Origin of the sequence: Actinomycetospora sp. CA-084318 (assembly GCF_050955885.1) — a bacterium.
Lineage (GTDB): Bacteria > Actinomycetota > Actinomycetes > Mycobacteriales > Pseudonocardiaceae > Actinomycetospora.
Genome location: NZ_CP192098.1, coordinates 15,643 through 28,146, shown reverse-complemented (window position 1 = coordinate 28,146; position 12,504 = coordinate 15,643). Strand labels below are relative to the sequence as shown.

Sequence of the window (12,504 nt, the reverse complement as noted above, 5' to 3'; positions counted from 1 at the left end):
ACTAGGACGACACCTTCTGCTCGCCCGGGGCGAGCCAGACGTACTCGTCCGGGTCGATCCGCTCGGTCGCCTTCTCGTACTCGACCATGTAGCCCGGCCAGTTCGTGATGATCCGGCCGGACTCGTCGCGGTACCAGGAGTCGCACGCCTGCCAGGCCGTGCCCTCGAAGCGGGACTGCACCTCGGCGTCGGAGGCCGCCTCGACGTCGGGGCGCACCTCCGCCGCCGCGGCACCCCGGCGGTCGGCCTCCTGCAGCGCCGTCCGCACGTACCGCGCCTGCGACTCCAGGTAGACGATGATCGACCCGCCCGAGGTGTTCGTGTTCGGGCCGTACATCACGAACAGGTTCGGGAATCCCGGCACCGTCATCCCGAGATGAGCGTGCGGACCGTCCGCCCACTCGTCGCGCAGCGACCGCCCCTCCCGGCCGTGGACCTCCATGGGGAACATGAAGCTCGTCGTCCGGAAGCCCGTGCCCCAGATGATCGTGTCGACCTCGTGCAGCCGGCCGTCCTTCGTGCGGACGCCCGACGGCTCGATCCGCTCGACGGAGTCGGTGACCACCTCGACGTTGTCCCGCTGCAGCGCCGGGAGCCAGTACGAGCTGAACAGCACCCGCTTGCACCCGAAGGTGTAGTCCGGCCAGACCTTGCGGCGCACCTCCGGGTCGCGCAGCTGGTGCCGCATGAAGATCTGCGACTTCAGCCGCAGCACCGGCCCGACCGTGCGCGGGTGCCGGATCGACGCGGTCAGCGACTCCAGGTAGAGCCGCTTGAGGCCCCACCGGCGCAGCCGCTGCACGCCCGGGACCTTGATCAGCCGCTGCACCGACCGCGGGTAGGGCATGTTCTTCCGCGGCAGGAACCAGTTCCCGGTGCGCTGGAAGACCGACATCTTCCCGACGACGGGGGCGATGGCGGGCACGAACTGCACGGCGCTCGCGCCGGTGCCGATCACGGCGACCTTCCGGCCCGTGAGGTCGTGGTCGTGGTCCCACTGCGCGGAGTGGAACTCGGTGCCGGCGAAGTCCTCCCGGCCCGGGATGCCCGGGATCGACGGCTGGGCGAGCTGGCCGGTCGCGATGACGACGGCGTCGGCGGTGTACTCGTCGCCCTGCTCGGTCTCGACGCGCCACAGCGTCGCCTCGTCGTCCCACCGGCAGGCCGTGACCTTCGTGTCCGGCCGCACGAGGTGGTCCACGGAGTGCTCCCGGGCCACGGTGCGCAGGTACTCGAGGATCTCCGACTGCGGCGAGCACAGCCGCGACCACGACCGGCGCTGCGCGAAGGAGTACGAGTACAGGTGGCTCGGCACGTCGCACGCCGCGCCCGGGTAGGTGTTCGCGAGCCACGTGCCGCCGATGCCGGGAGCGGCGTCGAGGATCGTGACGTCGGTGTAGCCGTGCGCCCGCAGTTCGATGGCCGCCCCGATACCACCGAACCCCGCTCCGATGATCACCACGCGCCTGGTCATGGCGGGAACCTACCCTGGGAGTCATGGCTGACGGTTTGTTGGTTTTCGACGGCCGGTGCGGGTTCTGCACCCGCAGCGTCGGCTGGGTGCGGGCGTTGGACCGCCGGGGCCGGATCGAGATCCGCCCCTACCAGGAGCCGGGCGTGCCCGAGTCGATCGGCACCGACGCCGCGACCTGCGCCGACGCCGTGCAGTGGCGCGGACCCGACGGTGTCCGCCGCGAGGGGGCGGCCGCCGTCAACGCCGTGCTCGACACCGTGAGCGGGACGCGGATTCCCTCGACCGTGTACCGGGCCACGTCCGGCGTGCAGGAGCGGGTGTACCAGTGGGTCGCCGACCACCGGGGCCGGTTCCCCGGCATGACGCCCTGGTGCGAGTCGCACCCCTCGGAGTGCGCCGGTTAGGTCGCGAGCGCCCGCTGCACCTGGCCCGCCACCGACATCAGCAGGGCGTCCCGGCCCGGCGCCGCCGCGAGCTGCACGGCCCGCGGCAGACGCAGCCCGGTGTCCACGGGCAGCGTGACCGCGGGCTGCCCGGTGTGGTTGTACAGCGGCGTGTACCCGTAGAAGCGGCCCATCGAGGTCAGCGTCGCCAGCCCGTTGCGCTCGGGCGGACCCCAGCGGTCGACCTCGGGGGCGGCCCCCCGCATCGTCGGCGAGAGCAGCACGTCGACGTCGCCGAGCTGGTCGAGCAGCCGGTCCGCGAGGCGGCGGCCGTGGGCCACCGCGGCCGCCACCGCGGGTTCCGGGAGGAGGGAACCGGCCCGGACGAGATCCCGGATGCGCGGCTCGAGCCGCTCCGGGTGGTCCGCGCCGGCCGCGGCGTCGGCCAGCCCGCGCAGCATCCGAGTGACGACGGCGAGCGCGGCGGCCTGCGCGCGGTCGGGCCGCATCCGCACGGGGACGACCCGGTGCCCCGCGTCGGCGAGCCGGTCGGCCGCGAGCCGGACCGCGCCCGCGACGTGCGGGTCGAGCGCGACCGGCGGCGCCAGCGGCAACGGATCGACCAGCACCCCGACCCGCAGGCGGCCGGGCTCGACGTCCAGGGCCGCCCGCAACGAGGTGCCGAACGATCCAACGGCGTCGTAGAAGGTGGCCGCGAGCGCGAGGGCCCGCGTGAGGCACCCGGGCGTCGCGAGTCCGCGCCACCCGCCCGCTCCGGGCATCGTGCCGGTCGTCGGCTTGAACCCGGGCAACCCGCAGCAGGCGGCGGGGATGCGGATCGAGCCGGCGCCGTCGCTCGCGGTGGCGAGGTCGACCACCCCGGCCGCGACCGCGGCGGCCGACCCGCCCGACGAGCCACCGGGGGTGTGCCCGAGGGCGAGCGGGTTGCGGGTGACGCCGTGGGCGGCCGAGTCGGTGACGCCGAAGGCCGCGAGCTCGGGCAGCGTGGTGCGCCCGATCGGCACCATCCCGGCCCGGCGGATCGCCGCCGTGAACGCGTCGTCGGCCGCACCCGTCGTCGTGAAGGCACGGCTGCCCCAGCCGGTCACCTCGCCGGCGACCGTGACGTCGTCCTTGAGCGCGATCGGCAGCCCGTGCAGCGGTCCCTCCCCCGGGGTCGGGACCGGCGGCTCCCCGACGATCGAGACGAACGCGTTCAGCGTCGACCGGGTCTCGTGGGCGCGGCGGATCGCGTCACGGACCGGTTCCGACGACGAGGGGGCGGACACGGGCGGCACGCTAGCGGCATCATCGCCGGCGTGTTCCGCCTCGCCCGCGTGCCCCCGACGCTGCACGGCACCGTGCGGCGGCTGGTGGCGTTCGACGAGGAGTCGGCGGTCGTCGTCCGGCGACGTCAGGCCCCGACCTCGACCTGCACGCTGGTCGTCGGGCTGGCCGACCCACTGCGGGTCGACGGGGTGGACCGCACGGCGTTCGTCGGCGGGCTCACCGTCGCGTCCGCGATCACCGAGTTCGCCGGCCACCAGGCGGGCGTGCAGGCCGACCTCACGCCGGTCGGCACGCTCCGGCTGTTCGGGGTCGCGCTCGAGGGGCTGGTCGGGCTCGACGCGCTCGGCACGGACCTCGCCGAGCTGCCCGAGCGCCTGGCGGACCTGCCGTCGTGGTCGGACCGGCTCGCCGCGGTGGTCGCGGTGCTCGAGAGCCGGCTCGCGACGACGGGTCGCGGACCCGACCCCGAGGTCGCCCGGGCCTGGGGCCGGCTGGAGCGCTCCGCAGGCCGGCACCCGGTCGCGGCGCTCGCGGACGACGTCGGGTGGAGCCGCCGGCACCTCACCCGCCGCTTCACCGCCCAGATCGGCCTCTCCCCCACGACGGCGGGCCGCGTCCTGCGGTTCCGGCGGGCGGCGGACCTGCTGGTGCCCCCGGCGGGCACGAGCGTCCCCGCCACGGCGATCGCGGACGTCGCGGCGGCCTGCGGGTTCGCCGACCACGCCCACCTCGACCGCGAGTTCGCGGCCCTCGCGGGCTGCTCGCCCACCGCGTACCGGGCGGCGTGGAGCACGGTGGCCGTCGATCCCACGGACGTCGTGCACGGGTAGAGGTCCCCGACGTCCAAGACACCGTGGGGACCCGCGCCCCACCATCGTCGGCATGATCTGTACGACGCTGCGGTCCGACGACGTCCTCGCCCTCGCGCACTGGCTCACCGGGACCCTCGGCCTCACGCCGGGGTACGTCGGGGCCGACCACGCGGAGCTCTTCTGGCACGGCGGGGCCGTGCTCCTCGGCCCGCGCCGCCCGGACGACCCGTGGGACACCGGGCGGGCCGTGACCTACCTGGTGCTCGACGACCCGGACGCCCACCACGCCCGGGTGGTCGCCGCCGGCGGCGAGATCGTGCAGGAGCTGACCGACCAGGACTACGGCTCGCGGGAGTTCGCGGTCCTCGACGCGGAGGGCAACCGGTGGTCGTTCGGGACGTATCGCCCGACCGAGCCGGTGTCGGATGGGACGAACCGGGCATACTGACCGTGTGAGGTGGAGGAGCACGCCCGTCCTGGTGGCGGTGGCGGTCGTCCTCGTCCTGGCGGCCGCGGTCGTGGAGTTCGCCCTGCTCCGCCAGGCGTCGACCGGCCCCGCGCCCGTCTCCGCCACGCTCGTGGTGCCGGTCGAGGCCGGTCCGGCGACTCCCCGTCCGGCGCCCGTGACCGGGTGTGACCTGGCTAACATCGCACCATGGGCATCCACCTCAACCCCTACCTGCACTTCGACGACTCCGCCCGATCGGCGATGGAGTTCTACCGGGACGTCCTCGGCGGCACGCTGAACGTGATGACCTTCGGCGACATGGGCACCGAGGGCGTCGAGGCCACCAAGGTCATGCACGCCCAGCTCGAGACCGAGCAGGGCATCACGCTGATGGCGTCCGACACCCCGTCCGGCATGGACCGGCCGTCCGGGTCCTCGGTCTCGGTGAGCCTGTCCGGCGATCAGGGGGACGCGCTGCGCGGGTACTTCGAGAAGCTCTCCGCCGACGGCACCGTGTCGGTCCCGCTCGAGAAGCAGATGTGGGGCGACGAGTTCGGCCAGTGCACCGACCGGTTCGGGGTGACCTGGCTGGTGAACATCGCGCAGCCGCAGGGCTGAGGCCCGTCGCGACTGGTGTGATGGGGGCGTGAACGACGCCGAGGCGACGCGGCCCGTGGCGCGGGGGGCGATCCTCCCGCTCTACGCGGCCGGGTTCGTCACCGCCTTCGGCTCGCACGGCATCGCCGCGAACCTCGGGTTCACCGGCGACCTGGGCGAGCAGCTCGTCACCCTCGGCATCCTGCTGGCGCTCTACGACGGCGCCGAGATCGTGCTCAAGCCGGTGTTCGGGGCGCTCGCGGACCGGGTCGGCCTCCGGCCGGTCCTGCTCGGCGGGCTGTTCGGCTTCGCGCTGGCGTCGGCGGCGTTCGTGCTGGTCGGCAACCCTGCACTGCTCGGGCTCGCCCGCTTCGCGCAGGGCGCGGCGGCGGCCGCGTTCTCCCCGTCGGCCGGAGCGCTGATCGGCCGGATCGCGCCCACCACCGGCCAGGGCCGGGCCTTCGGCGGGTACGGCGCCTGGAAGGGCCTCGGGTACACGGCGGGTCCCCTGCTCGGCGGGGTGCTGATCGCGGCCGGCGGCTACCCGCTGCTGTTCACGGTGCTCACCGTCGTCGCGGTCGCGGTGTTCGTCTGGACCGTGATCGTCGTGCCCGACCCGCCGCCCCTGCCGCGCCGCCGCCAGGGGCTCGGGCAGGCGCTGCGCGGCCTCGCGGACCCCGGGTTCCTGCCCCCGACGCTGGCCCTGGCCGCCAGTGCCGCCGCCCTGTCCTGCGGCGTCGGCTTCCTGCCGCTGGTCGGTGCGGCCGACGGTCTCTCCCCGGTCGCGACCGGGGCGGCGGTGTCGGTGCTCGCCGTGGTCGCGGCCGTGAGCCAGCCCCTCGTCGGTCGCGTCCGGGACGCGGGCCGGCTGCCCGACCGGACCGCGCTCGTCGTCGGGACGCTGATCACCGCGATCGGGCTGGCGGTCCCCGCCGTGGTGGGGCACCTCGTCGGGCTGCTCGTGGCGGCCGCGGTCATCGGGGTCGGCACGGCCGTGATCACCCCGGTCGCGTTCGCGGTGCTCGCGGCGTGGAGCCCCCCGGAGCGCATCGGGCAGACGATGGGCTCGGCGGAGATCGGCCGGGAGATCGGCGAGGCCGGCGGCCCCTTCCTCACCGGCGTGCTCGCGGCCGCGTTCGGCCTCGGCGGCGGGTTCCTGGGGATCGCGGTGCTGGTCGCGCTCACCGCCCTCGGCGGCCTGCGCGTCCGCCGCCGCCCCGCCTGATGGCCCGCTCCGACTCCGGCGAGTCGCTGCTCGAGCGGGTCGTGCGCATCCTCGAGTGCTTCACCCCCGAGGTGCCCGCGCTCGCCGTCACCGAGATCGCGCGGCGCGCCGACCTCCCGTCCACCACCGCGTCGCGGCTGGTCGCGGACCTCGTCGGGCACGGCCTGCTCGTGCGCGACGAGGGCCGGGTGCGGATCGGCACGCGCCTCTGGGAGCTCGGGGCCCGGGCGTCGTCCACGCTGTCGCTGCGCGAGACCGCGATGCCCGTGCTCGAGGACCTGCACCGCGCGATCGGCCAGCACGCCCAGGTCGGGGTGCTCGACGGCGACGAGGTGCTGTTCGTCGAGCGTCTCTCGGCGGAGCGGGCGGTGATCAACCTGACCCGCATCGCGGCCCGGCTCCCGCTGCACGCCTCGTCGTCGGGCCTGGTGCTGCTCGCGTTCGGCTCGACGACGCTGCAGGAGCGGGTGCTCGCCCGGCCGCTCGTCGGTTTCACGCGGAACACGATCACCGACCCGACGGTGCTGCGCGCCCGCCTGGCGGAGATCCGGGACCGCGGGGTGGCCCTCTGTCCCGGCTACATCCACCTGGACGCGACCGGGGTGGCCGTCCCCGTCCGCGACGCCGGCGGGCACGTGGTGGCGGCGGTGTCGGTGGTGGTGCCCAACGACGGCGAGGCGGCCCGGACGGTGCCCGCCCTCACCGAGGCGGCCCGGCGCATCCGGGCGCGGCTGACGTCCTGACACTGGCCGCCCGTTGAACGGGCAGGCCCTACCGTCGCCGGGGGTCGGTTCCGCACGCTGACGGGCATGACCTCGCTGGTGGTGACCGCCAAGGACGTCGTCGCCGACGGCGTCGTCGCCCTGACCCTCGCGCGCCCGGACGGCGGGCGGCTGCCGGACTGGACCCCCGGTGCGCACGTGGACCTCACGCTCGCCTCCGGGGCGACCCGGCAGTACTCGCTGTGCGGGGACCGGTGGGACCCGTCGTCGTACCGGGTGGCGGTGCTGCGCGAGCCGGACGGCCGCGGCGGCTCGCAGTACGTGCACGACGTGCTGCGTCCCGGCGACACCGTCGGGCTCGGCGGGCCGCGCAACCACTTCCCGCTCGTCCCCGCCCCGCGCCACCGGTTCGTGGCGGGCGGCATCGGGGTCACCCCGCTACTGCCGATGATCGCGGCGGCGCAGGTGCTCGGCGCGGACTGGTCGCTGCTCTACGGCGGCCGCCGACGGGCGTCGATGGCGTTCCTCGACGAGCTGCCGGCCGACCGGACCACCGTGGTGCCGCAGGACGAGGCCGGCCTGCTGCCCCTCGCGTCGTGGCTCGGGACGGTCGACGACGACACCGTCGTGTACGCCTGCGGACCCGGCCCGCTGCTCGACGCCGTCGCCGGGCTCGTCCCCACCGACCGGCTGCGCACCGAGCGGTTCACCGCCACGGAGGTCGCCGCCCCCGTGCGCGACGAGCCCTTCACCGTCGAGCTCGCCCGCAGCGGGACGACGCTGACCGTGGACGCCTCGGTGTCCGTGCTGGAGGCGATGCGGCGGGCCGGCGCGACGACGCTGTCCTCCTGCGAGCGCGGCACCTGCGGGACGTGCGAGACGACCGTCCTCGCCGGTGTCCCCGAGCACCGCGACCAGGTCCTCGCCGACCACGAGCGGGCCGCGGGCGACTGCATGCTGCCCTGCGTCTCGCGCGCCGCCTCCGACCACCTCGTCCTGGACCTCTAGGAGCGCCCGTGACCGCCGCGACCGTCCCCGTCACCGACGTCGACCCGTTCTCCGTCGAGGTCCTCACCGACCCGCTGCCGTTCCAGGCCGCCCTGCGCGACGCCGGCCCGGTCCAGTACCTCGCGGCCCACGACCTCTACGCGATGGGCCGCTACGCCGAGGTCCGTGCGGCCCTGACCGACTGGCAGCGGTTCTGCTCGTCGGCCGGCGTCGGGCTGTCGAACTTCCGCCGCGAGAAGCCCTGGCGGCCCCCGTCCTTGCTGCTCGAGGCCGACCCGCCGCACCACGACGCCCCCCGGCGCGTGCTGTCGGCGATCCTGGGTCCGCGGGCGCTGCGGCGGTGGCGCGACCGGTGGTTCGCGGCGGCCGTCGAGCACGTCGACGCGCTGCTCGGGACCGGGGGCGGCCCCGTCGAGGTCGACGGCATGGCCGCGCTCGCCGAAGCCTTCCCGCTGCGGGTCTTCCCCGACGCGGTGGGCATCGCCCGCGAGGGCCGCGAGCACCTGCTGCCCTACGGCGAGTACCTGTTCAACGCGTTCGGGCCGCACAACGAGCTGGTGGCGGCCGGCGCGGTCGAGGCCGGGGAGCACGCCGCGTGGGTCAACGCGCAGTGCGCCCGGGAGGCACTCGCCGACGAGGGCTTCGGCGCCGACATCTGGGCCGCCGCCGACCGCGGCGACCTCAGCCCCGAGCAGGCCCCGCTCGTGGTCCGCTCGTTGCTCTCGGCCGGCGTGGACACCACGGTGCACGGGCTCGGCTGGGTGCTGCACGGGCTCGCCACGCACCCCGACCAGTGGACGCGCTACCGCTCCGAGCCGTCCCGACGACGCGTGTGCTTCGACGAGGCGGTGCGTTGGGGTTCCCCGGTGCAGACGTTCTTCCGCACCGCGGAGGTCGACGTGCCGATCGGGGACACGGTCGTGCCGGAGGGCTCGAAGATCCTGATGTACCTGGGCTCGGCGAACTACGACCCGCGCCACTGGAACGCTCCCGAGCGCTTCGACCTGCATCGGGACCCGTCGGGCCACGTCGGCTTCGGGTTCGGCCTGCACCAGTGCGTGGGTCAGCACGTCGCCCGGCTCGAGGCCGACGCCCTGCTCGCCGCCCTGGCCGAGCGGGTGGAGCGCATCGAGCCCGCCGGCGACCCGGTGCGCCGGGCGAACAACACGATGCGGGAGTGGGCGTCCCTGCCGCTGCGTCTGCACCCGCGCTGAGCACTTCCGGTGCAAGCAATGCGTCACTGCTTGCACCCAGTGCCAGGAACGCCGCACCGTCGGACGGCAAACTTTCTGAGCGATCGCTCCAGTAGTCTGGTCGGCGTGTGGATCTGGCTGGCGGTGGCGATCGCCGCGGAGGTGGCGGGGACGATCTCGCTGAAGCTCTCGGAGGGGTTCAGCCGGTTCGTGCCGTCGGTCGTCGTGGTCGTCGGCTACGTGGTCGCCTTCTACTCGCTCTCCCAGGCGCTCTCCCGGGGCCTGCCGGTGGGCGTCGCCTACGGCATCTGGGCCGCGACCGGCGTCGCCGCCATCGCGGTCATCGGCGCACTGTTCCTCGGCGAGTCGCTGACCTGGGTGCAGGCCGGTGGCATCGGGCTCGTGATCGCGGGCGTCCTGGCGCTGGAGCTCGGCGGGTCGCACGGTGCCTGACGCGATCACCGACGGCCGACGGCGCCGGGGAGCCACCCGTCGTCGGGAACTCCTCGACGCCACGCTGCGGGTGATCGCGCGGGACGGTCCGGCCGGGGTCACGCAGCGACGGGTCGCCGACGAGGCGGGTGTGCCGCCGAGCGCGGTGCTCTACCACTTCACCTCGGTGGACGACCTGCTCGTGAGCACGCTGGTCGAGGTCAACGACCGCTACGTCGCCGCCCTCGAGGCGGTGCCGACGTCCGAGGCGCTCGCCGCCGTGATCGCCGGCTCGGACCGTTCGACGCTGATCGCGGAGTACGACCTGTTCCTGCTCGCGGCCCGCCGCGACGACCTGCGGGGCGAGGTCGACCGGTGGGAGGCCTGCCTGGCCGCGCTCGCGACCCGCCTGGGCGCGCCCGCGCCCGACCTGTTCGTGGCCGCGGTCAACGGGCTGTGGCTGCAGGGCGCCCTGGCCGTTCCCGACGAGGCCGCGGTGCTGCGCGTGCTCCGCGCGGCCGTGGGGTGGAGACAAGGGGAATCGAACCCCTAACCCCCGCCTTGCAAAGGCGGTGCTCTGCCAATTGAGCTATGTCCCCGTGTGAGCAGGGTCTAGGACGCGCGGGTCGCCTCGCGCCAGACCTCCGCCGCCGGCCGCTCCTGCTGCTTGCGCCGCACGAGGTGAGCCACCCCGAACGCCGCCGCAACGAGCACGACCAGCTTCTTCACGCCACCCACGCTAGCAGCCCCCACCGACCCCCGTTCTGCGATAGGACTCGGAACCGACGACGACGTCGACCGCTCGAGGAGGGCTCATGGCGCACGCCTACGTGGTGGGCACGTTCGACACGAAGGGCGACGAGCTGCGCTACGTCGCCGACGCGATCCGGGCCGCGGGGCACGAGGTGACGACGGTCGACGTCGGGACCTCCGACCCGGAGGCACGCCGGGCGGACGTCACGCCCGCCGACGTCGCCGACCGGAGCGCGTTCACCGGCGACCGCGGCACCTCGGTCTCCGCCATGGCCGACGCGCTGGAGCGCTGGCTGCCGGAGCGGCACCCGGACGGGGTGATCGGCCTGGGCGGGTCGGGCGGGACGGCGCTGATCACCCCCGCCCTGCAGCGGCTGCCGGTCGGCGTGCCGAAGATCGTCGTGTCGACGGTGGCCTCGGGCAACACCGCGCCGTACGTGGGCTCCGCCGACATCACGCTGATGTACTCGGTCACCGACGTCGCGGGGCTCAACCGGATCAGCCGCGTCGTGCTGTCCAACGCTGCGCACGCCCTCGCCGGCGCCCTGTCCGCGCCCCCGGTCGAGGCGGTGGACCGGCCCGCGCTCGGCCTGACGATGTTCGGGGTCACCACGCCGTGTGTCACGGCGGTGACCGAGCAGGTGTCCGACGTCTACGACTGCCTCGTCTTCCACGCCACGGGGACCGGCGGGCGGGCGATGGAGAAGCTCGTCGACGACGGGTTGGTCACCGCGGTCGTCGACGTGTCGACCACCGAGATCGCCGACCTCGTCGCCGGCGGCATCATGGCCGCGACCGAGGACCGGCTCGGCGCGATCGCCCGGCGCGGGGTCCCGTGGGTCGGCAGCGTCGGGGCGCTCGACATGGTCAACTTCGGGGCACCCGACACCGTGCCGGAGCGCTACCACGGCCGGACCCTCTACGAGCACAACGCCCAGGTGACCCTCATGCGCACGACCCCCGACGAGTGCCGGGCCGCCGCCCGCTTCCTCGCGGCAGGACTCAACGCCTGCGAGGGCCCGGTGCGCCTGGTCCTCCCGACGGCGGGTGTCTCGGCCCTCGACGTCGCCGGCGGTCCGTTCGCCGACCCCGCCGCGACCGAGGCCCTGCTCGAGACACTGCGGGCGGACCTGCACCAGACCGATCGGCGCCGCCTGGTGGAGACCGATCTGCACGTGAACGACCCGGCGTTCGCGACGACGCTGGTGGAGAACCTGCGCGAGGTGGGAGAACGGTGACGAGTCGCTCGGAGATCCTGGAACGGCTGCGCGAGAAGGTCGATCGGGGCGAACCGATCGTCGGCGGCGGCGCCGGCACCGGTTTGTCGGCCCGCTGTGAAGAGGCGGGCGGTATCGACCTCATCGTCATCTACAACTCGGGGCGCTATCGGATGGCGGGCCGCGGGTCACTGGCCGGACTGCTCGCGTACGGCAACGCGAACGAGATCGTGGTGGAGATGGCGGCCGAGGTGCTGCCGGTGGTGGAGCACACCCCCGTACTCGCGGGCGTGAACGGCACCGACCCGTTCCTGCTCCGCGACCGATTCCTGCGCGAACTCGCCGACCTCGGCTTCGCGGGAATCCAGAACTTCCCCACCGTCGGACTCATCGACGGCACCTTCCGCGCCAATCTCGAGGAGACCGGGATGGGGTTCGCCCACGAGGTGGACCTGGTCGCGGCCGCCCGGGCGCACGACCTGCTGACCACGCCCTACGTGTTCTCCGCCGACGACGCCCGCGCGATGACCCGCGCCGGGGCCGACGTGATCGTGTGCCACATGGGCCTGACCACGGGCGGGTCGATCGGCGCCGAGACCGCGAAGACGCTCGACGACTGCGTCGCGCTCACCGACGAATGGGCGGCCGCGGCCCGCGAGATCCGGGACGACGTCCTCGTGCTCGTGCACGGCGGTCCCGTCTCGGCCCCCGCCGATGCCGCGTACGTGCTCGAGCGGGCGTCGACCTGCCACGGTTTCTACGGGGCGAGCAGCATGGAACGGCTGCCCACCGAGGAGGCACTGACCGCCCGCACCCGCGAATTCACACAGCTGCGACTGAAGTCGTGACGTGTCCTCGGACTCATTTCTCCCGACACCGACGGGTGATCCCGCCCCCGGTGCTCGCACTTCGGCGAATTCTTGCTAACGTGAATGGCATCGGGAGAGATT

The 12,504-nt window shown here is 74.3% G+C and carries 15 protein-coding genes and 1 tRNA gene; 12 read left to right on the top strand and 4 right to left on the bottom strand.

The window, feature by feature from the left end; all coding sequences use genetic code 11:
• Position 1 precedes the first annotated feature (1 nt).
• Positions 2-1,474, bottom strand: coding sequence for a flavin-containing monooxygenase (locus ACQPYX_RS00140; protein WP_433800894.1), 1,473 nt, complete (start codon positions 1,472-1,474; stop codon positions 2-4).
• Between the two features lie 23 nt (positions 1,475-1,497).
• Between ACQPYX_RS00140 and ACQPYX_RS00135 the strand changes: the two genes are divergently transcribed.
• Complete coding sequence (locus ACQPYX_RS00135; RefSeq protein WP_433800893.1) at positions 1,498-1,878, top strand: thiol-disulfide oxidoreductase DCC family protein; 381 nt, start codon at positions 1,498-1,500, stop codon at positions 1,876-1,878.
• Here ACQPYX_RS00135 and ACQPYX_RS00130 read toward each other — a convergent pair.
• Positions 1,875-3,146 (bottom strand): amidase, encoded by a 1,272-nt coding sequence (locus tag ACQPYX_RS00130; protein WP_433800892.1) that lies wholly within the window; start codon positions 3,144-3,146, stop codon positions 1,875-1,877. The genes ACQPYX_RS00135 and ACQPYX_RS00130 overlap by 4 nt on opposite strands.
• 30 nt (positions 3,147-3,176) lie before the next feature.
• Here ACQPYX_RS00130 and ACQPYX_RS00125 point away from each other — a divergent pair, with 30 nt between their 5' ends.
• The 9 genes from ACQPYX_RS00125 to ACQPYX_RS00085 all read left to right on the top strand — a co-directional run bounded on the left by ACQPYX_RS00125 (position 3,177) and on the right by ACQPYX_RS00085 (position 10,137).
• On the top strand, positions 3,177-3,977 hold the full coding sequence (locus ACQPYX_RS00125) for a helix-turn-helix domain-containing protein (RefSeq protein WP_433800891.1): 801 nt from the start codon (positions 3,177-3,179) through the stop codon (positions 3,975-3,977).
• 52 nt (positions 3,978-4,029) lie between these two features.
• Positions 4,030-4,407 (top strand): VOC family protein, encoded by a 378-nt coding sequence (locus ACQPYX_RS00120; RefSeq protein ID WP_433800890.1) that lies wholly within the window; start codon positions 4,030-4,032, stop codon positions 4,405-4,407.
• 207 nt (positions 4,408-4,614) lie between these two features.
• Positions 4,615-5,025, top strand: coding sequence for a VOC family protein (locus tag ACQPYX_RS00115; RefSeq protein WP_433800889.1), 411 nt, complete (start codon positions 4,615-4,617; stop codon positions 5,023-5,025).
• Positions 5,026-5,053: 28 nt separating this feature from the next.
• The gene (locus ACQPYX_RS00110; protein ID WP_433800888.1) at positions 5,054-6,229 is read left to right on the top strand and encodes an MFS transporter; all 1,176 of its coding nucleotides are present in this window, start codon (positions 5,054-5,056) and stop codon (positions 6,227-6,229) included.
• Positions 6,229-6,972, top strand: coding sequence for an IclR family transcriptional regulator (locus ACQPYX_RS00105; RefSeq protein WP_433800887.1), 744 nt, complete (start codon positions 6,229-6,231; stop codon positions 6,970-6,972). Before ACQPYX_RS00110 ends, ACQPYX_RS00105 begins: the two co-directional genes overlap by 1 nt.
• Positions 6,973-7,038: 66 nt before the next feature.
• Positions 7,039-7,959 carry a PDR/VanB family oxidoreductase gene (locus tag ACQPYX_RS00100; RefSeq protein ID WP_433800886.1) on the top strand — a complete coding sequence of 307 codons (921 nt, stop codon included), beginning with the start codon at positions 7,039-7,041 and terminating at the stop codon, positions 7,957-7,959.
• An 8-nt stretch (positions 7,960-7,967) separates the two neighbouring features.
• Entirely contained in the window at positions 7,968-9,173 is a 1,206-nt protein-coding gene (locus tag ACQPYX_RS00095; RefSeq protein ID WP_433800885.1) for a cytochrome P450, read from the top strand.
• A gap of 105 nt (positions 9,174-9,278) precedes the next feature.
• Positions 9,279-9,605: a DMT family transporter gene (locus ACQPYX_RS00090; RefSeq protein WP_433800884.1), complete on the top strand. Its 327-nt coding sequence runs from the start codon at positions 9,279-9,281 to the stop codon at positions 9,603-9,605.
• Entirely contained in the window at positions 9,598-10,137 is a 540-nt protein-coding gene (locus tag ACQPYX_RS00085) for a TetR/AcrR family transcriptional regulator (protein WP_433800883.1), read from the top strand. The genes ACQPYX_RS00090 and ACQPYX_RS00085 overlap by 8 nt, the downstream gene beginning before the upstream one ends.
• Here ACQPYX_RS00085 and ACQPYX_RS00080 read toward each other — a convergent pair.
• A tRNA-Ala gene (locus ACQPYX_RS00080) sits at positions 10,111-10,183 on the bottom strand. The two genes, ACQPYX_RS00085 and ACQPYX_RS00080, sit on opposite strands and share 27 nt — an antisense overlap.
• Before the next feature lie 13 nt (positions 10,184-10,196).
• Complete coding sequence (locus tag ACQPYX_RS00075; protein ID WP_230750319.1) at positions 10,197-10,313, bottom strand: DLW-39 family protein; 117 nt, start codon at positions 10,311-10,313, stop codon at positions 10,197-10,199.
• An 86-nt stretch (positions 10,314-10,399) separates the two neighbouring features.
• Between ACQPYX_RS00075 and ACQPYX_RS00070 the strand changes: the two genes are divergently transcribed.
• Both ACQPYX_RS00070 and ACQPYX_RS00065 read left to right on the top strand, forming a co-directional pair.
• A complete protein-coding gene (locus ACQPYX_RS00070; protein WP_433800882.1) occupies positions 10,400-11,575 on the top strand; it encodes a Tm-1-like ATP-binding domain-containing protein in 1,176 nt (391 codons plus the stop codon).
• Positions 11,572-12,402, top strand: coding sequence for a phosphoenolpyruvate hydrolase family protein (locus ACQPYX_RS00065; protein ID WP_433800881.1), 831 nt, complete (start codon positions 11,572-11,574; stop codon positions 12,400-12,402). The genes ACQPYX_RS00070 and ACQPYX_RS00065 overlap by 4 nt, the downstream gene beginning before the upstream one ends.
• Positions 12,403-12,504: the final 102 nt, after the last annotated feature.

Coding starts and splice junctions, on each gene's coding strand:
- ACQPYX_RS00120 (WP_433800890.1), top strand. CDS start 4,030: ATGATCTGTACGACGCTGCGGTCCGACGACGTCCTCGCCCTCGCGCAC.
- ACQPYX_RS00105 (WP_433800887.1), top strand. CDS start 6,229: ATGGCCCGCTCCGACTCCGGCGAGTCGCTGCTCGAGCGGGTCGTGCGC.
- ACQPYX_RS00100 (WP_433800886.1), top strand. CDS start 7,039: ATGACCTCGCTGGTGGTGACCGCCAAGGACGTCGTCGCCGACGGCGTC.
- ACQPYX_RS00135 (WP_433800893.1), top strand. CDS start 1,498: ATGGCTGACGGTTTGTTGGTTTTCGACGGCCGGTGCGGGTTCTGCACC.
- ACQPYX_RS00070 (WP_433800882.1), top strand. CDS start 10,400: ATGGCGCACGCCTACGTGGTGGGCACGTTCGACACGAAGGGCGACGAG.
- ACQPYX_RS00140 (WP_433800894.1), bottom strand. CDS start 1,474: ATGACCAGGCGCGTGGTGATCATCGGAGCGGGGTTCGGTGGTATCGGG.
- ACQPYX_RS00115 (WP_433800889.1), top strand. CDS start 4,615: ATGGGCATCCACCTCAACCCCTACCTGCACTTCGACGACTCCGCCCGA.